22 protein-coding genes, 4 tRNA genes and 1 riboswitch are annotated in these 25,029 nt (G+C 62.0%); of the genes, 10 read left to right on the top strand and 16 right to left on the bottom strand.

Going from position 1 to position 25,029, the window contains the following annotated elements:
• Window positions 1-21: 21 nt before the first annotated feature.
• On the bottom strand, window positions 22-2,049 hold the full coding sequence (locus tag PCS43_RS25160) for a CocE/NonD family hydrolase (protein WP_209909740.1): 2,028 nt from the start codon (window positions 2,047-2,049) through the stop codon (window positions 22-24).
• A gap of 140 nt (window positions 2,050-2,189) precedes the next feature.
• On the opposite strand from PCS43_RS25160, the gene PCS43_RS25155 reads away from it, so the two are divergent.
• The 3 genes from PCS43_RS25155 (at window position 2,190) to PCS43_RS25145 (ending at window position 5,664) form a co-directional block, all read left to right on the top strand.
• A complete protein-coding gene (locus tag PCS43_RS25155) occupies window positions 2,190-3,113 on the top strand; it encodes a pseudouridine synthase (protein ID WP_209909743.1) in 924 nt (307 codons plus the stop codon).
• Between the two features lie 75 nt (window positions 3,114-3,188).
• Window positions 3,189-4,724: a CYTH and CHAD domain-containing protein gene (locus PCS43_RS25150; RefSeq protein WP_209909746.1), complete on the top strand. Its 1,536-nt coding sequence runs from the start codon at window positions 3,189-3,191 to the stop codon at window positions 4,722-4,724.
• Window positions 4,725-4,773: 49 nt separating this feature from the next.
• Window positions 4,774-5,664, top strand: coding sequence for a universal stress protein (locus tag PCS43_RS25145; protein WP_047271050.1), 891 nt, complete (start codon window positions 4,774-4,776; stop codon window positions 5,662-5,664).
• A 54-nt stretch (window positions 5,665-5,718) separates the two neighbouring features.
• Here PCS43_RS25145 and PCS43_RS25140 read toward each other — a convergent pair whose 3' ends face one another.
• A complete protein-coding gene (locus PCS43_RS25140; protein WP_007733901.1) occupies window positions 5,719-6,459 on the bottom strand; it encodes a VIT1/CCC1 transporter family protein in 741 nt (246 codons plus the stop codon).
• A gap of 131 nt (window positions 6,460-6,590) precedes the next feature.
• Between PCS43_RS25140 and PCS43_RS25135 the strand changes: the two genes are divergently transcribed.
• Window positions 6,591-7,349 (top strand): SDR family NAD(P)-dependent oxidoreductase, encoded by a 759-nt coding sequence (locus tag PCS43_RS25135; protein ID WP_007733899.1) that lies wholly within the window; start codon window positions 6,591-6,593, stop codon window positions 7,347-7,349.
• A gap of 3 nt (window positions 7,350-7,352) precedes the next feature.
• Here PCS43_RS25135 and PCS43_RS25130 read toward each other — a convergent pair whose 3' ends face one another.
• From PCS43_RS25130 to PCS43_RS25085, 10 genes are all read right to left on the bottom strand, one after another.
• Window positions 7,353-7,985: a TetR family transcriptional regulator gene (locus PCS43_RS25130; RefSeq protein WP_007733896.1), complete on the bottom strand. Its 633-nt coding sequence runs from the start codon at window positions 7,983-7,985 to the stop codon at window positions 7,353-7,355.
• Window positions 7,986-8,099: 114 nt separating this feature from the next.
• A complete protein-coding gene (gene ftsW, locus PCS43_RS25125; protein ID WP_064687643.1) occupies window positions 8,100-9,476 on the bottom strand; it encodes a putative lipid II flippase FtsW in 1,377 nt (458 codons plus the stop codon).
• 224 nt (window positions 9,477-9,700) lie between these two features.
• Window positions 9,701-11,062 (bottom strand): MFS transporter, encoded by a 1,362-nt coding sequence (locus PCS43_RS25120; RefSeq protein WP_209911697.1) that lies wholly within the window; start codon window positions 11,060-11,062, stop codon window positions 9,701-9,703.
• A gap of 69 nt (window positions 11,063-11,131) precedes the next feature.
• Window positions 11,132-12,526 carry an NtaA/DmoA family FMN-dependent monooxygenase gene (locus tag PCS43_RS25115; protein WP_065351335.1) on the bottom strand — a complete coding sequence of 465 codons (1,395 nt, stop codon included), beginning with the start codon at window positions 12,524-12,526 and terminating at the stop codon, window positions 11,132-11,134.
• Between the two features lie 29 nt (window positions 12,527-12,555).
• The gene (locus tag PCS43_RS25110) at window positions 12,556-13,635 is read right to left on the bottom strand and encodes an LLM class flavin-dependent oxidoreductase (RefSeq protein WP_050654776.1); all 1,080 of its coding nucleotides are present in this window, start codon (window positions 13,633-13,635) and stop codon (window positions 12,556-12,558) included.
• Between the two features lie 4 nt (window positions 13,636-13,639).
• A riboswitch (SAM riboswitch) is annotated at window positions 13,640-13,735 on the bottom strand.
• A 179-nt stretch (window positions 13,736-13,914) separates the two neighbouring features.
• Complete coding sequence (locus tag PCS43_RS25105; RefSeq protein WP_209909749.1) at window positions 13,915-15,543, bottom strand: ABC transporter substrate-binding protein; 1,629 nt, start codon at window positions 15,541-15,543, stop codon at window positions 13,915-13,917.
• 241 nt (window positions 15,544-15,784) lie between these two features.
• Window positions 15,785-15,861, bottom strand: a tRNA-Phe gene (locus PCS43_RS25100).
• A gap of 70 nt (window positions 15,862-15,931) precedes the next feature.
• Window positions 15,932-16,005: transfer RNA gene (locus tag PCS43_RS25095), tRNA-Asp, on the bottom strand.
• Window positions 16,006-16,140: 135 nt separating this feature from the next.
• Window positions 16,141-16,213, bottom strand: a tRNA-Glu gene (locus tag PCS43_RS25090).
• A 112-nt stretch (window positions 16,214-16,325) separates the two neighbouring features.
• The gene (locus tag PCS43_RS25085; protein ID WP_003940323.1) at window positions 16,326-16,979 is read right to left on the bottom strand and encodes a TetR/AcrR family transcriptional regulator; all 654 of its coding nucleotides are present in this window, start codon (window positions 16,977-16,979) and stop codon (window positions 16,326-16,328) included.
• A 405-nt stretch (window positions 16,980-17,384) separates the two neighbouring features.
• Between PCS43_RS25085 and PCS43_RS25080 the strand changes: the two genes are divergently transcribed.
• From PCS43_RS25080 to PCS43_RS25070, 3 genes are all read left to right on the top strand, one after another.
• A complete protein-coding gene (locus PCS43_RS25080) occupies window positions 17,385-17,876 on the top strand; it encodes a MarR family winged helix-turn-helix transcriptional regulator (RefSeq protein ID WP_007733882.1) in 492 nt (163 codons plus the stop codon).
• The gene (locus PCS43_RS25075; protein WP_030535260.1) at window positions 17,873-19,264 is read left to right on the top strand and encodes an MFS transporter; all 1,392 of its coding nucleotides are present in this window, start codon (window positions 17,873-17,875) and stop codon (window positions 19,262-19,264) included. The genes PCS43_RS25080 and PCS43_RS25075 overlap by 4 nt, the downstream gene beginning before the upstream one ends.
• 12 nt (window positions 19,265-19,276) lie before the next feature.
• Window positions 19,277-19,349 (top strand) — tRNA-Lys (locus PCS43_RS25070).
• 88 nt (window positions 19,350-19,437) lie between these two features.
• On the opposite strand, the gene PCS43_RS25065 is transcribed toward PCS43_RS25070, so the two are convergent.
• From PCS43_RS25065 to PCS43_RS25055, 3 genes are all read right to left on the bottom strand, one after another.
• The gene (locus PCS43_RS25065; protein WP_030535259.1) at window positions 19,438-20,289 is read right to left on the bottom strand and encodes an alpha/beta fold hydrolase; all 852 of its coding nucleotides are present in this window, start codon (window positions 20,287-20,289) and stop codon (window positions 19,438-19,440) included.
• A 62-nt stretch (window positions 20,290-20,351) separates the two neighbouring features.
• Complete coding sequence (locus PCS43_RS25060; protein ID WP_136470805.1) at window positions 20,352-20,660, bottom strand: hypothetical protein; 309 nt, start codon at window positions 20,658-20,660, stop codon at window positions 20,352-20,354.
• Window positions 20,661-20,879: 219 nt separating this feature from the next.
• Window positions 20,880-21,422 carry a TetR/AcrR family transcriptional regulator gene (locus PCS43_RS25055; RefSeq protein WP_030535258.1) on the bottom strand — a complete coding sequence of 181 codons (543 nt, stop codon included), beginning with the start codon at window positions 21,420-21,422 and terminating at the stop codon, window positions 20,880-20,882.
• A 121-nt stretch (window positions 21,423-21,543) separates the two neighbouring features.
• Here PCS43_RS25055 and PCS43_RS25050 point away from each other — a divergent pair, with 121 nt between their 5' ends.
• The 3 genes from PCS43_RS25050 to PCS43_RS25040 all read left to right on the top strand — a co-directional run bounded on the left by PCS43_RS25050 (window position 21,544) and on the right by PCS43_RS25040 (window position 24,419).
• Window positions 21,544-22,017, top strand: a complete 474-nt coding sequence (locus tag PCS43_RS25050; RefSeq protein WP_042922266.1) for a DUF4334 domain-containing protein — start codon at window positions 21,544-21,546, stop codon at window positions 22,015-22,017.
• A 29-nt stretch (window positions 22,018-22,046) separates the two neighbouring features.
• Window positions 22,047-23,135: an NAD(P)-dependent alcohol dehydrogenase gene (locus PCS43_RS25045; protein WP_193594978.1), complete on the top strand. Its 1,089-nt coding sequence runs from the start codon at window positions 22,047-22,049 to the stop codon at window positions 23,133-23,135.
• An 84-nt stretch (window positions 23,136-23,219) separates the two neighbouring features.
• Window positions 23,220-24,419 (top strand): low temperature requirement protein A, encoded by a 1,200-nt coding sequence (locus PCS43_RS25040; protein WP_073512764.1) that lies wholly within the window; start codon window positions 23,220-23,222, stop codon window positions 24,417-24,419.
• A gap of 1 nt (window position 24,420) precedes the next feature.
• On the opposite strand, the gene PCS43_RS25035 is transcribed toward PCS43_RS25040, so the two are convergent.
• Complete coding sequence (locus PCS43_RS25035) at window positions 24,421-25,005, bottom strand: hypothetical protein (protein WP_003940111.1); 585 nt, start codon at window positions 25,003-25,005, stop codon at window positions 24,421-24,423.
• Window positions 25,006-25,029: the final 24 nt, after the last annotated feature.

The following is a 25,029-nucleotide window of genomic DNA, read 5'->3' as shown; positions in this document are numbered from 1 at the left end:
ACGCCGCCGATCCAATCCGAGTCAGCGGCCCCCGACGAACGGAACGTTGACGAAGCTCGGCCGGTCTGCAGCCAACTCGATGTGCTGCGGTTTGAGTTGGCTGTCGGCGAGCATCGGGCCGAGCGCCAGGTATCGCGGCACGCTGGCAGCGTAGACGTCGACGCGGAGCCGGTGCCCCGGTTGCAGCACTGCGTCCGTCGGGAGCATGTTGATGTCGACGGTGGTGACCTCACCGGGAACCACCGGCTGACGCGTGTCGATCGTCAGATAGTGGTGCGGTTCACTGTAGTCACCGTTGGCCGAGCGAGTGCTCTTCGAATCGTCGACTGCCCGCAGCGACGCAGTCAGAGCGCCGTTCGTGATCGGTATCGATGTTCCGTCCGGTGCTACGTCGTTGACCGTCGCTGCCCAGAATCCGTCCGTCGCGTCCAGGACGGTCTCGAGGTGGACGTTGATCGGGCCCGAGAGTGAGGTCGGCTCCGTCACTGCCTCACCGGTGAACGTCAGGCCCTCCGCTTCCTGGAATCGGGAATCCTTGGAACACGTCGCACCGAGCACCACGGAGATCCCGGCAGTTCCCTGAGTTCCGTCACCGGAGCAGAAGCCTCGCAGTCCTGGTGCGACTGTCAATCGCGCTGCGGCACTGGGCGGGTCATTCGTCAGCGAACCGTCGTACGCTGCGTGGGCGGCAGTACCGCTGGGCGCAGAGTTCAGATACATACGTTCGTAGCTCGCACCGGCTCGCGGGAACTGATCGTCCGTGATCCATCCGCCGCCTTGCTGGAACATCGTCACCGGACCGTAACGATCGATTCCGTTGTCGATGCCCTTGAGCCACTTGTCGAACCACGCACGTTCGAGTACGTCGAGGCGCGGCGGCGCACCGTCCTTGCCGAATCCTCCACCGGGAGTGACGTGATAGCCGTTCCCCATGATCAACTGCTTCTGCCCGGGCGGCAGATCGATTCCGTTGTAGATCCGCGGCTCACTGTTGGCGAAGATGTCGTGCCAACCGCCGTAGACCATCGTCGGAACGGCGATGTTGCCGACGTCAGCGGCTCGGTCCTGATAGAACTGCCCGTCTTGCGCGACTTGCAGAGTCGACGGTGACACGTCCTCGATTCTCTGAGCCGTCATCGCTTGCACCAGTTCGGGAATCAGCGTTCCCGGATCCTCGAGGCGGCTCGCCAACCACAGGGGATCGAAGTTTCCTTGCAGGATGTCCTGAACGTTCGGGATGAGTTTGAGCCCGTTGACCGCGGTCAACCACAACGGCATGAACCCGACTCCGAGGCCGCCACCGGTTCCGACGATGTCGCGCAGCAGATCGTTGCCAGGTTCGACCGGGAAGATCGCCTTCAGTGCAGGTGGATTGTTGCTCGCCGCCTGCACCGAGTTGATCGCGGAGTACGAGATGCCCGCCATCCCTACTTTCCCGTCGGACCACCCCTGCTTGCTCATCCAGTCGATGACCTCGACCGAATCCTGTTGCTCGCGCTTACCGAGCACGTCCCAATTACCTTGGGAGAAGCCGGTTCCACGTGCGTCGACCACTACCTGCGTGTATCCGTTCTGGACCAGATCACGGTTGACGCCGAGAACCCTGGCGCCTCCGCCGGCGATGACGCCCGTCAACTCCGACACGCCGTCGAACGGCGCCGCGAGGTCGAGCGAGTTCGCAACGTCCATCAGCGTCTCACCGACCTGCGGGATCGACAGAGCTGAATCCACCAGTGTGTCCAGCAGTTTCGTGTACGGCGTGATGTTGAGGACCGATGGCGTCTTCGATTCCACGGCCACCCCGGATGCATCCGCCGGTCGGTACACATTCGCTTGCAGAACTGTGCCGTCACTCATCGTGATGGGCACGTCCCACTCGATCGAGACCCCCGGATACTGCGGCGTCGCCTCCGTTGCCGCGAGCCAGGCCTGCCCGTCCGACCCTCCCGTCGGATCCGCAGAAGCGACGGCGCTCGGCACCGTCAATCCCACGACGCACAGCCCCACCGCAATCGTTGTCGACCTTCGACGTAGAAGTCGTGTCCTCACGAAAACCCCAATTTTCTGTTGTGATGACCCAGCCCTGCCCCCACGACAGTGACCGGTGTCACGAACTTACCGGATAGTAACTTCCGTCCCATATGTCGTCAATAGGTCTGAATGCCGACCGGACGGCTAGCTTTGAAGATGTGTCACGATCACCGCTTCCCGTCCGCGACGGCCTGAACCCCAGTCGCATCCGTCAGCCAGACGACGGCATGTGGACGACGACGCTCGACTACCTGCTCGAACGGTTCCCCCAGGACGCCGTCCGATTGCGGGAGAAGGTCGCAGCCGGGGAGGTCGTCGACGAGAAGGGTGTCGGAATCACCGAGACGAGCGCTTTTGCTCCCCGGCGGTTCGTCTACCTGTACCGCGACGCTCCGGTCGAAGCGCGGGTGCCGTTCGAGATCGACATCCTCTACCGGGACGAAAACATCCTGGTCGTGGACAAGCCGCACTTTCTCGCGAGCACGCCCCGCGGGCGATACATCGCCGAATCGGCCTTGGTGCGGTTGCGTCGGGATCTCGATCTGCCGGAGTTGAGTCCAGCGCATCGCCTCGACCGCGTCACGGCAGGACTGCTGCTGTTCACCGTGCATCAGGCGGCCCGGCGCGGCTATCAGACCATGTTCGCCGACCGCCGCGTCACCAAGGAATACGAGGCCATCGCGCGTTACGACGCGCAGGTGAGCACTCCCGTGGTCGTGCGCAGTCGCATCGTGAAAGAACGCGGCGTGCTCAAGGCCGCGGAGATCGAGGGCGAACCCAACAGCGAGTCGCGGATCGAACTGATCGAGACGCGAGACAGCTTCGCGCGGTACCGGTTGACTCCCCATACCGGCAAGACCCATCAACTTCGGCTGCACATGACCTCGCTCGGGCTCCCGATCCACGGCGACAACTTCTATCCCGACTTCTACGACGTTGCCGCAGAAGATTATTCGAACCCGCTGCGCCTGCTGTCGAAGGTTCTCGAGTTCGAGGATCCCACGACCGGCCGGCTGCAACGGTTCGAAAGTCGGCGGACCCTGTCCTGGCCGGACGAATCAGGCCGTGGCGACTCGCCGTAGGGACCCCGGACCCTTCCACTGCGCCTCCGATACCGGGAGGATGGAAGCGCAGACCGCACCGCAAGAGGAGACCAGATGAGCAAGACCGCCGTCGTACCCGAAGCCGTACGGGAGATCGAGCGCAAGTACGAGGCGCCGGCCGAGCAGGAAGTTCCCGCCTTGGGCGGACTTCCCGGTGTTGTCGGCGAACCGGTCCACGACTCGATACAGCTCTCTGCCACCTACTTCGACACCGCGGACTACCGGTTGCTGGCCGAGAAGATCACGCTGCGCAAGCGTGAGGGTGGCGACGACGCGGGGTGGCACATGAAACTTCCCGCAGGCCAGGACACTCGAACCGAAATCCAACTTCCCCCGGACGAGAGCACCGATGTGCCCTCGCCGCTGTCGAGTCTGATCCGGGCGATCATTCGCGGTCACGATCTGGTGCCGGTCGCCCTGATCATCACCGATCGGGAGCGCACCAGGCTCAACGGCGAAAACGGTGTGCTGCTTGCCGAAGTGGTCTCCGACACCGTCATCGCCTGCAAGGCAGACGGTTCCGGAGAGTCCACGTGGCAGGAAGTCGAGGTCGAACAAGGCGCAGGCGGGCAAGAGCTGGCCGATGCAATCGAGTCGGTTCTACTGGACGCCGGGCTGGAGCGCTCTGCGAGTCCGTCCAAACTCAAACGAGCACTGGGCACGTCGGTCACACCGTACGCCGGTCACGAGGTCACCTCGAGCAAGGCGTCGAATCCGCGGATCTTGTTGCGTAATTACCTCATCGAACAATTGCGCGCACTGGTCGCCGCGGATCTCGGCACGCGTCGGGCCGACGACGAAGCCGTTCACGACTTCCGGGTTGCGGCACGTCGCATCCGCAGCGCTCTGCAGTCGTACGCCGGCCACTCCCCCAAGACCGACGATCTCATCACGGATCTGCGGTGGATCGGTGGAAAGTTCGGTGACGCCCGCGACGTCGAGGTCCAGTGGGAGCGTCTTGTGGAACGCCTCGGCGAAATCGACGAGATGCCCGAGCGAGAAGCTGTGCGAGCTCGAATCGACGAGTTCTTCTCTGCACGTGGTGAAACCGCCCAGGAAACAGCCCTCGAGGCGCTCGATTCCGAGCGATACACCACGCTGCTCGATCGCCTCGACGAGTACGTCGGCGACCTCGAATTCGACACCGCCACCCACCGCGTCGGAAAGAAGGCATCGGCACGAGAGTTGGCCCATACCCTGCGGCACCTGGCACACAAGGTCGGTAAGCGGGTCGATCACGTCTTCGATGCCGATAGCCGCACCGAGCGTGACGAGCGAATGCACCGCGCCCGCAAGGGAGCCAAGCGGATGAAGTACGCGATCGAGGTCATGGAACCCGTGTCGAAGAGCCGAGCGAAGCGTGCACTGAAGCATTTCAGCCACTTCCAGGATGTTCTCGGCGAGCACCAGGATTCCGTTGTCGCCCAACATCATCTACTTGCAATGGCAGCCGAGCAGGAGCATACCTCGCTCACCAGTTTCGGATTGGGCATGGCCTACCGACGAGAACTGGAAATAGCCGACGGGCAATCGACCCTGCTACGCAAGACGTGGAAGGAAGCCGTGAAGTCAGCATCGTCACTCTGGTGACGTCGCTGTAACCAGTCGACCGATCTCGATCATTTCAGAGGGAGTAGACATGAACACACTTGCAGGACACCAGGATGTCGTCGCCGGTATCGACGGATCCGAGGCCTCGACGGCGGCGGCCCGGTGGGCGGCCTCCGTCGCGAACGCGGTGAACTCACGACTGATTCTGGCGCACGCCCTGCCGCAAGAGGGCCCGATCTACAGTCCCGCTGCAGTGATGTTGCAGTCACAGTTCCTCAGTCAGATCCGCGAAGACGGCGAAGCGATCGTCGATGCCGCCGCCACGGTGATTTCGGCCGAATTCCCCGAACTGACCATCGAATCCGAGATCGCGCCAGGGCCGGCGTCGACGCATATCCTCGAATCCTCGGGTACCGCACGCCTGATCGTGATGGGGTCGACCGGATCGGGCGCACTGCGCTCACGGCTGCTCGGATCGACCGCACTGAAGGTGGCCAATCATGCAACCTGTCCGGTCACCGTGTGGCGTGGTTCGGCGGAGAATCCCGGTCCGGATCAGCGTCCCGTCATCGTCGGAGTGGACGGAAGCGCGTTGAGCAAGAAGGCCGTCGAGTACGCGTTTCGTTATGCCGATCAGTTCGACGCGCCGCTCATCGCGGTCCACACCTGGCAGGGCTCGTCCACCTTCCGCGAAGGCGGAGCGGGAATCCTGATCGACTGGGAGGCTGTCGAGCAGGAGGAATCGGCGCTACTGGCGGAAAATCTAGCCGGTATGGCCGACCAGTACCCGGACGTGCCGGTCACCCGCATCAGTGAACCCGGTGCCGCTGCTCCCGTCATGCTCAAATACGCCGACGACGCACAGTTGATAGTTGTCGGAAGTCACGGCCGCAGTGCGATGGCGGGCGCCGTGATGGGCTCCACCAGCCAGAATCTGCTGCACCATGCGCCAGGGCCGGTCATGATCTGTCGCGCCTGAATTGCTGTGCGCCTTTATTAACCCCCCGCGGTTAATAAAGGCGCACAGCAGGGGTCAGGCGAGACCCGTGCCCACCAACTGACCTACTCCGTACGTCACGGCCATCGCCAGCGCGCCACCGATCACCACGCGTAGCACCGCTCTGGTCTTGCGAGCTCCGCCGAGCGTCGCGCTGATCGTCCCGGTCAGCGCAAGTGCGATCAGCACCGCGAAAAATGCGATGGGGACGCGGATGCCTGTCGGCGGCACCAGAATTGCGACCAACGGGATCGCCGCGCCGATCGTGAACGAGATTGCCGACGAAATCGCTGCATGCCACGGATTGGTGAGATCGTCTGGATCGATACCCAATTCGACTTCTACGTGCGCCGCGAAGGCGTCGTGCTCGGTTAATTCTTCGGCGACGCGGCGGGCCGTCTCCGGACTCAATCCCTTGTTCTCGTAGATCTCGGTCAGTTCCTGAAGTTCAGCCTCCGGGGTCTCGAGGAGTTCCTTCTTCTCCTTCTGCAGGAGTGCGCGTTCGGTATCCCGCTGAGCGCTGACCGAGACGTACTCGCCCAACGCCATGGACACAGCGCCGGCAACCAGTCCAGCAAAACCGGCTGTGAAGATTGCTGAGCGCTCGGTTGTGGCTGCCGCAACACCGACCACGAGGCCTGCGGTCGAGACGATTCCGTCGTTTGCACCCAGAACACCTGCACGCAGCCAGTTCAGGCGATTGTTCAAACTCGGTGCGTGAGGTTCCGATTCCCCACCGGGCGCCCCGTCGGTCAACTGCACACTGTCTCCGGACATGGCAACAGATTAGGACGATCAGTCCGGTTGCGATAGCAATCTGAGCCTGTCCTTCGCGGACTGATATATTCCGATTGGCACCCCAACCAAGCATTTGTTCGGTTTGGAATCGGCAGACATCTGGAGGCATTGTGAGCGCAGTACGCACCGCTTTTGTCAGCGGCGGAACCGGTGGAATCGGGTCGGCGATCGCCCTGACCCTTGCCGAACGCGGACACGACGTCGCCTTCACCTACCGAAACAACAAGGGCGCTGCCGAGCAACTGAGCGAGCAGATTCGAGCGCATGGCGTGCGCGCCCACTCGTACTCTCTCGACTTGACCGACGAGTTGTCGATCAGCGCCGCCGTCAACGATGCGGTCGATGATCTGGGCACATTGACGACGCTGGTCCACGCTGCGGGACCGCACGTCCCGATGACGCACCTCTCACGTGTGACGCCGGCGTTCTTCACCGAACAACTCAACCAGGAGGCCGCGGCGTTCTTCACCCTCGTCCACACCGCCCTGCCTGCGCTGCGTGCATCCTCGGGTTCGGTGGTGGCGGTGACAACCGCGGCAACGGATCGCTTTCCCGTGCGCGACGGACTCTCCGCTGGCACCAAAGGGGCTGTCGAACAACTTGTTCGCGGATTCGCCGCAGAGGAAGGACGCTACGGCGTCCGGTTCAACGCTGTAGGACCAGGCATGTTGACGGACGGAATGGCGGAGCGCCTGATCAGCTCCGCCGAACTCGACCAAGGCGCGCTCGACGTGACGATGAGCCGAATCCCGTTGAAGCGCTTCGGATCAGCTGCCGACATCGCCGAAGCAGTATGTTTCCTCGCAAGCGACGCGGCCGGATTCATCAGCGGTCAGAAGCTCAACGTCGACGGTGGCTACACCGTCTGAGCGCTATCCGCCCAACTTGCGAAAGACCAGTCGCACGGCAAGTTCGAGGTGCGCCATCACCTCGTCCGTCGTCATCCGGCCCGCAACCCACGAGACGAGACTCGACATCCAGACGTCGTCGATCACCTTCACCGCGTCCAACTGCTGCTGCGAGACTTCCTCGACACCGATCGCCTTCGCGAACATCTCGGTCACGACCCCACCGAGCGCGTTGAGTTCCGGGGTCGCCGACGCGTCCGCGAACATGTACGCCCGAACCAACGCTTCGTAACGGAGGTGATCGGTCTCGAGGACCTCCGTATTCTTGCGCAGCACAAACAGAATCCGGTCCGACGGAGTCTCGCCCGGGATTACAAAGTCTTGGAATCTGTCACGCAAACCCTCGAACATCCACAACAATGCGACGACAAGCATGTGGTTCTTGGACGGGAAATACCGGTAAACAGTGCCGATCGCGACGCCGGCGCGATCGGCCACCGATCGCATCTGCACCGCGTCGTAGCCGCCTTCGGAGGCGGATTCCATTGCGGCGTCGACAATCCGGCGAAAACGCGCTCGCTGCGACGGCGTCGTACGACGTCCGGTCACCGAGCTACGTTCGACCACCGACTGGTCTGCCTTGTCGCCACCTGCCATGTCCACAACCCTTATTAGACGTCGTTTTGCCGACTCCCAATGTAGCCGCCCAACGCAATTGTCGGGTGCATGACTGCCCGCTTCCGAACTGCCCGCCAGTGGAACTGGCCCAGATCAGGAAGCGCGCCGCGGCCGATCGGATCGGCCGCGTCTACGTGGATCTTCCGACCAGTCGCGAGAGGGTGCGCGTCGGCCCGGAGCTGGCGTCCGGCGTCTGTCGGGTTGTGGTGCCCGTCGTTCCGGTCGGCGTTGCCCAGTTGGAGCAGGCTGGGCGCGGCGAGCTGGCGGCCTCCGTCGATCGGTCTGTGGCTTCTTGGCAATGCCGAACCGAGGCTTGCCGAAGACCAGCGGTATCCAACCGCGACCGCTGCTCTCGGCCGAGGCGACAGCCTCGGGCTCACGGAAGGCTGCGTGCGCGATGAGCCCGAACATCAGCAGGGTGGTGATCATCGACGTTCCGCCCGCCGAGATGAGCGGTAGTTGCAGACCGGTCACCGGAATCAGGCCGACGACGTAGGCGATGTTGATGAACGCCTGCACGACGATCAACGTCGTTGCTGTCGCCGTCATGACCTTGAGGAACGGATCGGTCGACCGCTTCGCGATTCGCAGTCCGACGATCAGAACCGCGGCGAAGAGAGCAACGACGATCAGCGCACCGACCAGACCCAACTCTTCACCGATCACGGCAAAAATGAAGTCGTTGTGCGCCTGCGGGAGGTAACTCCATTTGGCGTCGGACTGCCCCAGACCGCGACCGAAGATGCCGCCGTTCGCCAATGCGTACTTGGCCTGAGTGCTCTGGAAGTTCAAACCCTGCGGGTCGAGATCAGGATTGAGGAAAGCCTTGATGCGATCCGAGCGGTAACCAGCAGTAAGCCCGAGCACGAGAAATGCGACTGCGGAACCGAGCGTGAGGCTGATGAATGTCTTCATCCGGAACAGCCCGAACCACAGCACCGACATGAAGATGATGCCGATGGTGATGGTGGTTCCGAGGTCCTTCTCCAACACCACCAGAACCAGAACCAGCAACGTCGTACCGCCGATCACCGGCAGCGCGCGGTTGACGTCCATCCGCGCCTTCATGAACGACGCAACCGTCGCTGCGGACCAGATCGCCAGAGCAAGTTTGGCCAGCTCCGACGGCTGGAAGGAAATGCCCGCGATCACAAACCAGCTGCGAGCACCCATTTGTTCCGAGCCGATACCTGGAATCAGCACCAGGACAAGCAGAACAAGACACAGGATCAGCAGCCACGGGGACGCTCTACGCATCGTTTCGGTCGGCAACCGCACGACTGCCACGAACATCACCAAGCCGATCGCCGCGAACATGCACTGCGGCCAGAAGCGGGCGTAGGACGTCCCGGACAGAACATAGGATTCGACGCCCGAAGACGACAGCACCATCAGCAGTCCGAACGCGACGATCAGCACGACCAGACCGACGATCATATGGAAATCGAACAGTGGCCGATTCGTCCACATCGCCGTTCGAGCGCGGAAGGGTGTCGATGTGCGGTCACGTTTGTCCGACGCTCCACGGGGTGAGTTAACTGGCTCTCCACTCCCGCGACCGTTGGGCTTGTCTTCACTGCGACCGGTCACCACACAAGTATCGTCCCACGACTCCTAACCCATGGGTAACACAAGTCCCATGAGTCACACGGGCTCGGCCTCCCGAGGTCCATGTAGACCCACGAAATACCAGGTCACGTCCTTCGCCGGCGTCGGTCTGCCACCGCCCCCGCCAACGAGAGCGTCAACATGACCACGCAGACGGCAAGCGCGATCCCGAACGCACGTCCATATCCGTCGGGCGAGCATCCGAGCACACCGAGATACAACCCCGATACCGCGGCCAGCGAGATGGTCGCGGACAGTCGCTGCGACAGCTGAAGGAAACCCGCCGCAACTCCGTTCGCACCCGCCGGTGCATATTCGAGAGTCAGCACCCGATTGGGCGCGTCGACCAAGCCGCTGGCAACTCCCGACAACACCGCCAGGACTATCAGCACCGGGATCAGATGTTCCCGAGGAATCAGATTGACCGCCGCGATGTAGCCGAGGATGACAAGAATCTCGCCGACTATCGCAAAAACCACCGCACTTCGGCCGAACCTGGCAACGAGCCGCCATCCGAAAGCCGACGTCAGGGCCATCGCGAGTGAACTACCGGTCATGATCAACGCCGCACTCAGTGGGGCGAAGCCCAAACCTTCGATCAGATAGAGGCTGAGCACCGCGTTGACGGCGAGGATGGATCCGAACCAGAAGAGTGCAACCGTCGTACCCAGTCGGAAGCCCCGTGAGGCGATCAACGACGAAAGCAGTACCGGCGTCCCGCCGCGCTCGGCGTACCGACGTTCCCAGAACCAGAAGGCAACGGCAACGCCGAACGCACCGATCAGGAAAGCCGCGGCGACAGTAACACTGGTCCGGGTCACGATGGGCCACAACAGGAGCCCGGTCGTAGTCGCCAGCAGACACAGCCCAACCGGATCGATCGACGCGCCCGATCGGGTGGTTCGATCACGGCGCAGAAAGCGAAACGCCAGAATCAGTGTGATCAGAGCAAACGGCACGTTGAGAACGAGAAGCAACCGCCATCCGAAGTCGGCGTCGGAATACTTCAGCAGTACGCCACCGAGGATCGGTCCGGAAACGCCGGCCAGACCACCCGCGGTGCTGTACGCGCCCAACGCCTTCGCCCGAGCCTTTCCGGACACCCGGTCGGTGATGATGCCGAGCACCTGCGAACTGACGGTGCCTGCGCCGATCCCTTGCCCCAGCCGAGCCAACACGATCATCGACGGATCCGACGCACACGCTCCGAGGATTCCCATCACCGCGAAAATGCTCAGGCCTGCCAAGAACAAGCGTCGACGCCCGACGACGTCACCGAGTCGGCCCGCCGGCACCAGGGCCAAGCCGAAAGTCAGCGAATAGCTCGCAAGGATCCACTGCACCTCCGAGGTCGACGCGCCCAGCGACGCCCGGATCGACGGAACCCCGATTCCGAGCACCGCCGAATCGAGAAGGGTGGTGAAACCCGCAGCTACGCAGACGACGATTTCCCAGCGGACGGCCGAACCGAGCTTGGTGGATTCGGCCGTCGCTGTGACTGTGTGGGACAGGACCCGTTACCCCGCAGCTTCAGACGTGGCCCGACGCGTGAGCGGCGGTCGCAACCCCAAGTGCTCTCGCAGCGTCGACGTGGAGTACTCGGTGCGGTACGCCCCACGCTCCTGCAGTTCCGGGATCAACCAGTCGACGATCTCGTCGAGCCCGGTCGGCACCAGGTACGGCGAGATGTTGAAGCCGTCCGAAGCTCCATTGCGCACCCAATGGACCAACTGATCTGCGACCTGCCCCGGAGTGCCCGCAAAACCCGAACGCTGCGAGGTCTCGATAGCGACCTGACGTAGGGACAGATTCTTTGCCTCGGCAAGAGCACGCCATTCACGTGCGATCGCAATGGGGTCGTTGCCGTCCCGCGCGGAACCGCGCGTCTCCGAAACCGGGCGGGCAACCGGATCTTCCTCGGGGAGTGGACCGTCGGGGTCTCGATCGGAAAGGTCCTTACCCCACACCAGTCCGACGAGAGAGAGGGCAGTCTGACCGGTGAACTGGCCTTCGAGGACCCACCTTGCCTTCTCCTCGACTTCGGACTCGTTCTCCGCCAACACGATCTGCGTGCTGGGCAAGATCTTGACGTCGTCCTCCGGTCGCCCGGCTTCACGCAACCGAGCCCGAATGTCGTCGGCGAAGTCGAGCGCGCCGTCGAAATGAGTCCCGTGTCGCGAGAAGATGACGTCGGCATGGGTCGCCGCGAAATCGCGTCCACTCGGGGAATCACCCGCTTGGAAGATGACCGGATGCCCCTGGCGGCTTCGGGGAAGCGTCGGCGTCACGGAGATGTCGAACTGTGAAGTCTGCCTGCGCACGTCGCCGACGGCACCCGGAGTAGACCAGTTCTCGGACGTGCGAGAATCCGAGATCGCGTCGTCGGCCCACGAATCCCACAGTGCCCGCGCGGTTTCGATGAACTGCCCGGCACGCTCGTAGCGCAGGGAGTGGTCGAGGAAACCACCGCGACGGAAGTTCTCTCCCGTCCACGCGTTGTCGGTGGTCACCGCATTCCAGCCGGCCCGTCCGTCGGAAAGTAGGTCGAGGCCGGAGAGTCGACGCGCAAGGTCGGCCGGTTCGTTGTACGTGGTGTTCTGTGTCGCGACCAACCCGATCTTGTCGGTGATACCGGCGAGGGCGGCCAACTGCGCAATGGCGTCGGGGCGGCCGGCGATATCCAGATCGAGAATCTTGCCGTTCTGCTCGCGAAGCCGCAGGCCTTCACCGAGGAAGAAGGCGTCGAACAGACCTCGCTCGGCGGTGAGTACCAACCGCCTAAACGTCTCGAAGTCGATCTGGGATCCGCTCGCGGAATCGGACCAGATGGTGGTGTGGTTGACCCCCTGGAAGAAGACACCGAAGTGAACGTGAGCGTCGGGTCGAGGTACGGCGGAGCGTGATGCAGTCATGGCCGAAATATCCTTAGCACGAAGTCAAGTCAGGAGGAGTGGGCGAATCGATTTGAGGGCCGCTGCAGACCGAGGTTGCCCCTCAGGGTCGATCCCGGAACCGGGCGTCGCGTCAACCCGGCCTTGGACAGCGTCGGAAGCACGAATTTGGCCAGCACCGGAAGGTCCTCGTCGATCACGAGAGCATGGAAATGAACACCGTCGAGGTGTCCGGCCAATTCCTTCAGAACCACGGCCGCTTCCCCCGGATCTGCAGCCAGGAGCAGTCGGCCGGTGACGACGGCATTCCCGTACGAGTTCAGCTCGGTCCTCCGCTGCGCCGCAGACAGATTCGGCGTATCGAATGCCACATCGAGCTCGGCGACCACCAATGACGCGCCCTCATCGCGCGCCTTGGCAGCCGACTGTGCAATGGTCTCCACCGAATCACCGGAAACGAGAACAACATCCGGCTGGCGTGGATCGATTTCGCCGTAGCGGCCGAACACCACCAACTGGCCTTGAGGCGGCCGCGGAACGATTGCGGGCCCCTTCACCGAGAACGTGTCGCCCTCGAAATTGACGTAATGCAGACGATCACGCTCGAGGAAACGCCCACTGAGATAGTCACGAACGACGGCGTCGTCCTCCCACGAGTCCCAGAGATCGGTCACAACGGTGACCGAATCCCGCTGCTCTTGCTGACGCGCCGACTCCGTTGTTACTGGAGCCCTCCCCCACGCCCTCGCCGCGGCATCGTCTTCGACCGGAACAGCAAGCCAGCCGCCACGCCCACGCGAGGAGTAGTCCAACGTCGCCAATTGCGAGGACGTATGAAACGGTTCGGCGTACGTGGTCCCGACGACGGGGACCAGCCCGATCGTGCTGGTTGTCGCCGCCACGTACGACGCCCTCGAGACGGCATCGATGCGGCCGACGACGTCACCACTCGGGGGGAGGATGGAATCGTCGAACGTCGCGAACGTGAAGCCGGCATTCTCGGCAGCCGCGACGCGATCGCGCACGGCTTTGCCCGTGAGCAGCTGGTCCGGGCGGTGTGAGCTTCGGCGCCAGGCAGCGGGGTGAGTGCCCTCGCCGTCCAGTTCGATACCCACGGCAAATACAGTCATGTGTCCTCCATCGGTCCTGGCGGTAGCACCCACACTGCGGTTAGGTAGCGGGTTGCTGCGGCATCATCGAGCCAGGTCTCTCAGCCACTCTGGATGGTGGATGCAATCTATGCGGGCGACGCTGAACAAGTCAAATCACGATCGGCGAATCATATTGACCAACAACATATTTCAATACAATCATCCTGATCGAAAGGGTTGCGCAACGCTAGCCGACGTAGACACCAAAGAGCCCCGCCCGACTCGCGTCGGACGGGGCTCTCGGTGTGCGCTGGAACGCTACTTCGCGCCCATCCATGCCTGATCGAACAGCATGATTCCCGTGGCAGTGGGAACGACACCGTGAACATTCTTCTGCCAAGCCCAGAACGACGTCAGCCCGCCGATCGGCGCCGATGGAACCGTCTCGTTCCACAGCGTCTGAATTTTGCCGATGATCGCCAGGGTCGACGAATTGTCCTTGGCTTGTTGTAGATCTGCGATCAGCTGATCCATCGCCGGGTTCGCATATCCAGCAGTATTCGCCATCGAGGTGCTGTTGGTCGTGGAGAACAATCCGAGATCGAGAATCGACTCGTACATTCCGATGCCCGCGTGCGCGAGGTCGAAATCGTGCTTGACGTAGACGTTCTGCACGATGTCGCCGGCGTTGTTGGCCAAGATCAAGTTCACCTCGAACCCGACGGCCTGCAACAGTGACTGCACGGCGAGGCCGATCGCGTGGTCCTTCGGCTCACTGAGAACGACGTAGTCGAGGCTGCCGTCGTACCCGTCTGCCTTTGCCTGATTCAGAAGTTCCTTCGACTTTTCGGGGTCGTAGGCAATACCCGGTGTGTCTACATGCCATTGCGACGTCGGACCGAACAACTCCGAGCCCGGCAGTCCCTCACCGTTTTCCACTCGCTGATCGATCAACGTGGTGTCCAGCGCGTAGCCGATGGCCTGGCGAACGCGAACATCCGAGCCCGGTCGGCCTTCACGGTTGTTGACGATCTCGGCACTGCCGGCATTGAGCACGTCGATGTAGCCGGGGTAACCAGCGGACTTGGCAGAATTGATCGCCGACGTGAGGCCGCGAATGTAGGCGACATCGAGCTGACCGCTGTTCAATGATTCGAGATTGGCCTGCGGGCCGTTGAGCGCAACCATCCGCAACTTGTCCAGCTTGGGAGCGCCGCCGTAGTAGGACGGGTTGGCTTTGAAGATTCGCTCGACGCTCGGTGTGAAGACATCTTCGGTGAAAGGTCCGGCTCCGACGGCGGTGAACTTGTCGCCTTGCTGCGAACTCGGGGCGACGATCATCCCGTGCCCGAGTGCGAGCATCGACGGAAAACGCATCCACGGCGTCTTCAGCTTGAATTCCACTGTCGTCGGACCGCTTGCCTGCGCCGATTCCGCCGAAGCCAGCCACAGTTCGGCGCCATTGCCCTTGCCCGCGTTGTACCGATCGATGCTCGCGATCACGGCGTTGGCGTCGAGGGTGGTGCCGTCACTGAACTTCACACCGTCGCGAAGTTTCAGCGTCCAGGTGGCTCCGTCGTCAGCTGTCTCGAGCGATTCAGCCAACTTGGGCTCGAACTCGCCGCTCGCAGTGTCGTAACTCATCAGGACGTCGTACACAGCAGCGAAGGCCTCACCGCCGGAACCGCCGCGAGCGGCCGTCTTCGTCGGGTCGAGTGAGGGAACGAGCACCTGTACGCCGTACGTCATGGTCCCGCCGGCCACCGCAGTTCCCGGATCGGGCTGCTCGTTGACCATGCCGGTCACGATGTCTCCCGACGCGGTCGTCGTATCGGTACCGCTGTCGTCATTGCTGCTCGCGCAGCCCACCAACAGGACACCGGCACCGATCAGCGCCACGGCGACCCGGCTGACTTTCCCGATAGGCCAAGATCTCGAGTGCGACACGGAGATTCCACCTCACTTCCAGTAGACGCGGCCAGGGATCGGCCGCAACCGGCTAATAGTGAGGTTCTTGACGGAGTGACGCGCAGCACGTTCCCGGTCACCGGAATCATTCACGGAGACAAAGGATGCGTATAACTCAGATGATCGAGCCGAGCGGTTTATGGCGACTGACATCCGAACACGAAAAAGCTCCAACCTTATGTTCGAAGAACATGAGATTGGAGCTTGTCGATAAGAATTATGGTGGCCAGGGCCGGGATCGAACCGGCGACCTTCCGCTTTTCAGGCGGACGCTCGTACCAACTGAGCTACCTGGCCGGACGGCACCCGAACCGAATGCCTATCGCATTGCTTTGTTCTCAACCGATTGATTGAGAACAAAGCTTTGCGACCCTGACGGGACTCGAACCCGCGACCTCCGCCGTGACAGGGCGGCGCGCTAACCAACTGCGCCACAGGGCCTTGCTTTTTCCTTGCTGTGAAACCGTACTACATCTTCGAGCCGCTCCCAAACCACTGTCCTGGCCTGGCATTTGTGCATCTCAAAGCGTGTCGTGCGGGTCAAACCATACTGCATCGTTTCGCTTTCGCAAAACGTACCCCCTACGGGATTCGAACCCGCGCTACCGCCTTGAAAGGGCGGCGTCCTAGGCCGCTAGACGAAGGGGGCCCGCCGGATCTCTCCGAACTAGTACCCCAACGGCGTTCCGTTGGGAGCTTGGATAGCTTATGGCACGGCATTCGGAAATCACAAATCGCCTGTTCACGGGCAGAAAAGTGCACTATTCAGTGTCAGGGAACTCGACTTGGGGCCACCCGTCACGATGGAACGTCTCCAACCACTGCGGCGTAGCCATGGCTTCGAGGACTACTTCGAGAGACTCCTCGAACCACTCGCCCAGATCTCCACTGGAGGCAATCAGGTCTGCCATGTACCGCTGGCCGGCAAGGCTCGCTGCCAGTACACGCGTGAATTTGTCCGGGTCGGCGTCTTCTCGGAGCAAACCGTCGTCCTTGGCACGCAATGCCAACTCATAGGCGGTCTTTCCCCAGACCTGCCCACCACCGGACTGCACATCCTTGTAGAACTCGGGCTCGATGATCAGCCGGAATTCCGCCTGCACGATCACCTCGGCACGGAAGACCTCGGCAATGTCGAGCACGAGACCGTGCAAAGCGACGAATGGATCGAGGTCTGTTCTCTTGGCCCAACGATCAGTAATTCCAGTGAAGGTTTCGATAGCCGAGGTCAGAACCGCTCGCGCCAACTCTTCCTTGGACTGGAAATGGAAATACATGGCGCCTTTGGTGGCGCGGGAGCCCTCGAGGATCGTGTTCACCGACGCAGCTGCATAGCCGCGCTTGGCGAATTCGACTGCAGCCGCTTCGACCAGGGCGGCGCGGGTACGCCGCGCACGCTCTTGTTGACGTGCCATTTACGGTGTTGTGCCTCTCGCAGAGTTGGTACGCAGAGCCGCCGTGATCGGCGCCTGTCATCCCCCGAAACTTCACAATATCCCCTCCAACACACCCTACGTAAGGACTAGAGCCATACCCGCCAAAAGTACTAGACGCAATCGGCTGTTCAGGGGACAAGAACCGACTTTATGCCCAAAAGACACCAAGTGGTATGGTTTTGGCCGCTCGGGTGCGCCGCAGGGGGTGCGCATCCGAGCTTTTTCGTGCCCGAGATTCTGATAATTCGACCTCGCAGACGGAACTGCTTCGCCGACCGATGGACAGCAGTCCCAAGGTTTTAAACAACTAGTGCAATTGTTTATTCCCCCTTTTCCGTCGAAACCGTACTGGCAGCATCGAAACAACACAGTTAGACTGTCTAAATGAATGTTGGAGAGGGTCGCAGCAAGGCTCGAGACGAGATCGACGTACTTTGGGACGATCTGGGTGCCTTCGTCCGACGTCTACGCACCAAACGCAACGACCACAAGCTCACGCCGAGCCAGATCCAGGCCCTCGGCCACCTCGACCGACAAGGTCCGTCGACCGCCAAAGAATTGGCAAAATTCGAGCGCGTCACGCCGCAATCAATCGCAAAGACCGTGGCCGCGCTCGAAGAGCAGGGCATGGTGACGCGAAGGGCGGATCCATCGGACGGCCGCGCGGTCTTGGTCACGATGACCGAACTCGGCACATCGACCCTTCACGAAGACCGAACGAAACGAACAGAGTGGCTGGCCGAGGTCATCGACGCCGAGTGCACCGAAGCCGAGCGTGACTTGCTTCTGATCGCCGGCCGAATCCTGCGAAGACTCGGCCAGGGCGAGTCCCCAGCATCGACATCGATATCAGAGGAGTCACTGATGAACTCGTGACCACCGTCGTCGAAACGCCGACCCCCCAAACTCCCGTTCCACTGAAACTGAGTCTTGCTCTCGGCTCCGGAACCGTTCTTCAAGCGCTGAACTCGTCGATGATTGCGGTGGCAATCGTCCCGATCGCCACATACTTCGGTTCCAGTTCAGGCACAGCGTGGGTCATCTCGGCCCTCTACATCGCGACTGCGGTCACGGCGCCGGCGGCTGGTCGACTCGGATCGATCCTCGGCGCCAAACGCGTCTACCTCGCCGGATTGGGCCTGATCGCTGCCGGATCGATCCTCGGCTCGCTCGCCCCGTCGCTGGGCTGGCTGATCGCCGCACGAATCCTGCTCGGAATCGGCACGGCGACACAGTATCCGAACGCGATGACCGTCATCCGCGAATACGCTGACCGCCACCGGACTCAAACCCGTTCAGCTATAGCAACACTCACCATTTGCGCTCAATCGGTCGTCGCGCTGGGGCCCACTCTCGGCGGGTTGTTGGTCGGCACACTCGGTTGGCAATCGATCATGTGGGTGAACCTCCCGCTTGTCGTCGTCACTGCCGTATGGGTCTTCTTCGCCGCCCCGAGCGACTCCGCCCTGCCCGACCGGGCCGGCGCCGCTGCGTTGTTCAAATCTCTCGACCCACTCGGCATCACCCTGTTTCTCGCTCTGACGACATCGACGATGCTCTTTCTCCTCTCTCTCGCCGAGCACGCGAAGTGGTACCTCGTCCCGTCGACGGCCCTCTTCGCGTTCCTGTTCGTCTGGTGGGAACGTCGAACGGCCTCGGCGTTCATCGACGTCCGCGCCGTCGTCCGAAACCGCGCACTGAGCATGACTCTCGGCCGGACCCTGCTGACTTACACAGCGTTCTACTGCATCTTCTTCGGACTCCCCCAGTGGCTACAGGTAGCCCGCGGAATGTCACCGATCAGCGCCGGGCTCTTCATGCTGCCTGTCGCTGCGGTCGGGATCTTCGCGACCATGTCCGCGTCCAGGGTGTACGGGAAATTCGGCGCACGAATCACCCTCCTGATCGGCACCGCCGCGTTGGCTGTCGGCGGGATTCTGATTGCCTTTGTCGAATCGAGTTCGACTCCCCTTGTGGCACTCCTGCTGATTGCGGCGATCCTGGGCATTCCCAACGGCTTCAACAACATGGGAAACCAGAACCTGATCAACTCGGTGACCACCTCCGCCGACGTCGGAACTGCGATCGGTCTTTACCGAACAATCCAGTACATCGGCGCCAACCTTGCGGCCGTCGTCATCGAGCTGACCATGCGCGGAACCATCGACGACGCGGGTCTGCATCGCACTGGCGGGACCATCGCCGTCATCGGAATCGCCCTTCTGGTGGGGGTGGTGTTTTCACGGACTCTGCGGTCCCGTTAGACTCTGCGCCGCGCCCCTATAGCTCAGTTGGTAGAGCTACGGACTTTTAATCCGCAGGTCGTAGGTTCGAGTCCTACTGGGGGCACAAACACAGACCCGGCGCCTCATTCAGAGGCGCCGGGTCTTGTGCATTCGTGCCACATCGATTCGTGCCACATGAATGCAACAGCAGGTCATCGAAGCAGGAACTCGAGGGTCACGCGCTCGAATGCCTCCTTGGCTTCGATCATCACCCAGTGCCCGCAGTTCGGAAATACATGCAGTTCGGCGTTCGGAATCAGTCGCATCGGAATCATCGGCATGTCCGGCGGACACTGCCGATCATCGAGTCCCCATGTCAGCAAGGTCGGGCATTGCACCTTGTGCATCATCGACCAGTACGGCGGCACATCCGAGTTGGACATCATCTGCTGCTGAGCGGCAAAGGCTTTGGATCCGTACATCGCGGTCAATGCCTGGTGCGAGGCCGGATCGTTGGCCGTTTGCCATCGTTCCTCGATCCGCTCCTCGGTGATCACGGATCTGTCGTAAACCATGCACTCGAGCCAGCGAACCAACTTCTCACGGCTGGGAGCGTCGGCGAATTCCTGGAGGAGACGCGTACCTTCGCTCGGGTTCTGACTGAAGATGTTCGGGCCCACGCCTCCGATGGTGACCAATCTGCGGACGCGGTCAGGGAACCTCATCGCGACGTTGACCCCGACAACTCCGCCCATCGAATTGCCGATCATCGCAGCGGATTCGATTCCCAGCGCATCCATGAATCGAACCACCGCCGAGGTTGCCGTGAGAACTGGATGACCGTCGACGGCATCGCTCACGCCGAACCCCGGGAACTCCAGGAGGTAGCAGTGGAAGTGCTTTGCGAACACCTCGAGGTTCCCCCGGTAATTCCGCCATCCACTCACGCCGATCCCGGAGCCGTGCAACAGGATCAACGGCGGACCATCGCCCGCCTCGTGATAGCGCAAAGTCCCCCTGTCGGTAGCGACTTCGCGTTTGGTCCCTTCGTAAGTCACGTCCATACCGCAAGATTAGAACGTGTTACAGATTTGCGACGGCTGATTGCGGAACTTCGCAATCACTGTCAGAAGCATCCCCCGCTGCCTCGACGCCCACTGCGATTCGTGGACTTCTGCTCGCTCGGTTTCGACTTCCCCGTCCCGGCCTTCACACACCGGTTGGGGCGCCGCACCTGCTCGAAGTGCCCGGCGCTCACCACATGACCGGCCACGCTGACCTTGACCGGCGCGTCCGCGCGGGCGGTTCCGACTTGCGCCGATCCCAACGTCAGGGCGCAAGCAGCCACAACGACCAGCGCTACCTTCTTCGAGATCTTCATATGCACGGCCACTTCGACACGGGTCCACTCCAGATGCTGAACAGGTGCGCGCACCGAAGGAACACGCTCGGCGTCGACGATATTCAGTCAGGGTGGCCGGCCGCGATCCTTTTGCTCACCAGCATCTGAACAGTCGACGACAAAAGTTTTGGCGGCACGTCAACATCCCGAGGGCGTCAACGAGCCGACGCCCAACGTACGCACCGTTACTGAGAAATCCGTAAATCCGGGCAACCACACAGCGACGGGCGTGGACGTTCGCGTTTGGACTCGCTACGCCACAATCAAACGCCGAACCGCCTCGACTGCCGCCTCCCGACGTCGAGGGATGGAACGAGACGACTTGAGCGCGAGCATCCGGGCGATATCCGTGATCAGCAGGATCAACTCCGTGGGATTCCACGCGGGGTCGATGTGTCCCTCGAGCTGCCCCTTGCGGATTTCCGCAACTTTAGGCCGGAAGGTCTTGCTTCGTATGTCGTCCTCGCTCATGACGTCCGGCGCTTCGAGATCCGCCCATTGCTGCAATCGGGCGTTCTCGGGATGGGCAACGTAGTTGTCGAAGAGGCGACCTGCATAGCCCGGCAAGTCGTCACCTCGAAGTGCTGTCTCCGCTGTTGTTTCGGACGTCCACTGTTCGGTCACGGCAGCGAACAGCTCTTCCTTGCTTGCGAAGTACGCATAGAGACGGTCTTTGCTGGCACGCGCTTGCGCGGCGATCCGATTGATCCGCGCGCCGGCCAGCCCGTACGTGGCAAATTCGTCCTTTGCGGCCGCCAGAATGCGGTCCCTCGTAGCTTCCCCTGCTGAGCGCATGTTCACAGCCTAGAACGAATCGGCCGTTGCCGAACCATCCGGTTCGGCGTAGCGTGCAGAGTTGACGAACAATTTGGTTCGCGAACAAGTCGTGCCACTTACCGTCGACTCGAGGAGAGACATGAATCTCGATGACGCTCGAACCGCATTCACCCGGCTCCGTGGATCGGAAAGTAGTGTTTCACCAGCAGAACTCGACGAAGTGTGGGCCGCGCTGGAAACCGTCGCCGCCGAAGAAATCCTCGGCGAGTGGAAGGGTGACGACTTCGCCACCGGTCATCGTCTGCACGAAAAGCTGTCCGCGAGCCGCTGGTACGGCAAGACTTTCAATTCCGTCGAGGATGCCAAGCCGTTGATCTGCCGAGACGAAGACGGCAACCTCTATTCCGACGTCAAGGGCGGCAATGGCGAAGCAAGCCTGTGGAACATCGAGTTTCGTGGCGAAGTCACGGCAACGATGGTCTACGACGGTGCGCCGATCTTCGACCACTTCAAGAAGGTCGACGACTCGACACTGATGGGCATCATGAACGGAAAGTCGGCGTTGGTTCTCGACGGCGGGCAGCACTACTACTTCCTGCTCGAGCGAGCGTGATTCGCGCCGAACAGAATTCGAGATCCTCCATGCAGATGACAGCGGCGCTCTCACACGGCCCGCACTCCCCCTTCACGCTCGACACCGTCGAGATCGACGAACCCCGCACGGACGAGATTCTGGTTCGCATCGTCGCGACCGGCCTGTGCCACACAGATCTGTTCACGAAGTCGGTGCTACCGGAAAGGCTCGGCCCCTGCGTGTTCGGGCACGAAGGAGCGGGGGTGGTCGAGGCCGTCGGCTCGTCGATCGACAGCATTGCGCCCGGTGATCACGTGTTGCTGAGCTACCGCAGTTGCGGTGTGTGCAGGCAGTGCCTCAGCGGTCATCGGGCGTACTGCGAAAGCTCACACGGGCTCAACAGCTCTGGCGCACGCACCGACGGCTCGACGCCGGTCCGGCGAAGCGGAACTCCGATACGGTCCGCATTCTTCGGCCAGTCCAGCTTCGCGGAATACGTCATAGCCACTGCCGACAACACCGTCGTCGTCGATCCTGCGGTGGACCTGACCGTCGCGGCTCCGCTCGGCTGCGGGTTTCAAACCGGCGCGGGTGCCGTGCTGAATCTACTTCGCCCCGAGCCCGACTCGACGTTTGCCGTTTTCGGGGCAGGCAGCGTCGGACTCGCAGCGCTGCTGGCGGCGAGGGCTGCCGGCGTTTCCACCCTGGTCGCCGTGGACCCCGTTGCGCAGCGGCGCGAACTCGCCGAGGAATTCGGCGCCGTCACTGTCGATCCGACCACCGAGGACGCGGTCGAAGCAGTACGCGCCGCCACCGACGGAGGTTCGACACATTCCCTCGACACCACCGGAATCGGCTCCGTGATCAATCAAGCCGTCACATCACTTCGAGCACGGGGAACACTGGCAGTAGTCGGACTCGGAGCATCCACGGTCGAGGTGAACATGGCCGACATCATGCTGAGCGGAAAGACAATTCGAGGATGCATCGAAGGAGAGTCGGAAGTCTCGACATTCATCCCCGAACTCGTCGAGCTCTTCACCGGTGGCCGGTTTCCGATCGACCGCTTGGTGACGCGCTACGCGTTCTCCGACATCAACAAAGCCGTCGAAGATCAGGCGTCGGGCCGAGTCGTCAAACCCGTTCTCGTGTGGTGAGGGGCGAAATGTCTCATTCGTCGACCCGACGGAATTCGCCCTAGACTGCGCTCCTGCACTAGACGTCGGAGCAAGGTGGGGACGATGACAGAACACACCAGTACGGGCGCGGGCCACGGCCGGGCCGTTATGCCGATCATCCGGATGCGCGCACGCAGCCGCGACGAGAACCATCGCGCATCGACGCCACTCGAACTGTTCTTCGACCTGTGTTTCGTGGTTGCAGCCGCACAGGCCGGAGTTCAACTGGTGCATGCTGTCGCCGAGGGCCACTACGCCGACGGCATCGCCGGCTATATGTTCGTCTTCTTCGCGCTGTGGTGGGCGTGGGTGAACTTCACCTGGTTCGCGTCTGCCTACGACACGGACGACGTCCCCTACCGGGTCGCGACCTTCGTACAGATTTGTGGCGTGCTCGTCTTCGCCGCCGGAATCCCCGACGCATTCGACGGAACCGACCGTACGACGGCCATCGTCGGCTACCTCATCATGCGAATTGCGCTCACCTGCCAATGGCTTCGAGCCGCCAGCGGTGAATCCGGTGCAGCGCGAACCACTGCTCTGCAATATGCCGCCGGGCTCGTGATCGTCCAGGCCGGCTGGATCGTGCTGCTCCTGATGCCGGCGTCGGCGTGGATTCCGGGCTTCTTCGTTCTCATGATCGCCGAACTCGCGGTGCCGGCGATCGCCGAACGCAACCACCAGACGCCGTGGCACCCGCATCACATCGCCGAACGCTACGGCCTCTTCACCATCATCATGCTCGGCGAAACCATCGCTGCCGCCACCATCGCGGTCCAATCCGGCATCCGGGATTTCGACGCCGCCGATCTACTGATTCCGATTGCCGTCGGCGGAGTTCTGATCGTGTTCTCCGCGTTGTGGATCTACTTCGCCGTCCCGATCCACGAGTACCTCGCAGACCAAGGCAATCGCGCCGTCCTGTTGTGGGGATACGGGCACTACTTCGTATTCGGATCCGCTGCGGCCATCGGCGCCGGCATCGAAGTAGCCGTCGAGGAAGCAGTTGGCGAAGCGCACATTTCGACGTTCACAGCATCTGCCGCGGTCACGATTCCGGCCGCGATGTTCCTGATCTTCGTGTGGCTCATGCATTCACGCCACTTCAAGCGCGACAGGATCGAGCAGGCTGTTCTACCGGTGAGTGCAATCCTGGTTCTCGCCTGCACATTTGCCGGACACTGGGCTGTCCCGCTCGCCGGACTGGTGGCGGCGGGAACCGTCGGAGTCGGTGTCGGACTGAGTACTCGGTCGAAGAGCTGACTCAGATTTCCGGAGCCGGAGCCTCGCCCTTGCTCTGCGGCTCGTGCTGCTTGAGCTCACCGCGCATCTTGTCGAGATCCTTTCCACGCTTTTTGTACATGTAGCCGAGCGCGACAAGTCCAAGGAACAACGCAACGCCCAGGACGGCACCGACAACGGATGCTCCGCGGAATCCGGGGCCGTCGACGTCGAGGATCCGCTCGCCCGCATGCGCAGCGTTGTTGTTGCCGAGAACAACTGTCAGAGAGAGCAGATTCGGCAGCGCGAAGATCACACCCAACGCGAGAGCCGTGATCTGCATGATTCGAGCATGCTTGCGCTTGCGCACCTGCCAGACCGCCCGGAAGAAGATGAGCGGGACCAGGGTGCACACGAGACCGAACAGCAGCCCCCACGCGATTCCGGCGCTGAAACTGCCGTTCGCCAACGACGCAATGCGCTGCGCCCACCAACGCGGAAGGAAGGCGGCAAGGATGAAGTAAGCGATGACCAGGACCACCGCCATCACTGCGATCCCGATGGCCTTCTTCGCCCACGGCGGCATGCCCGGTTTTGCGGTGGCCGGTGAAGTTTCCGGTGTCGTCATGACAATTCCTCGTCTAGTCGGCGT

Origin of the sequence: Rhodococcus sp. C-2 (genome assembly GCF_027854095.1) — a bacterium.
Taxonomy (GTDB): Bacteria; Actinomycetota; Actinomycetes; order Mycobacteriales; family Mycobacteriaceae; genus Rhodococcus_F; species Rhodococcus_F qingshengii.
Note: the sequence above shows the minus strand (reverse complement) of the source record. Positions and strands in the feature narration are given on the sequence as shown.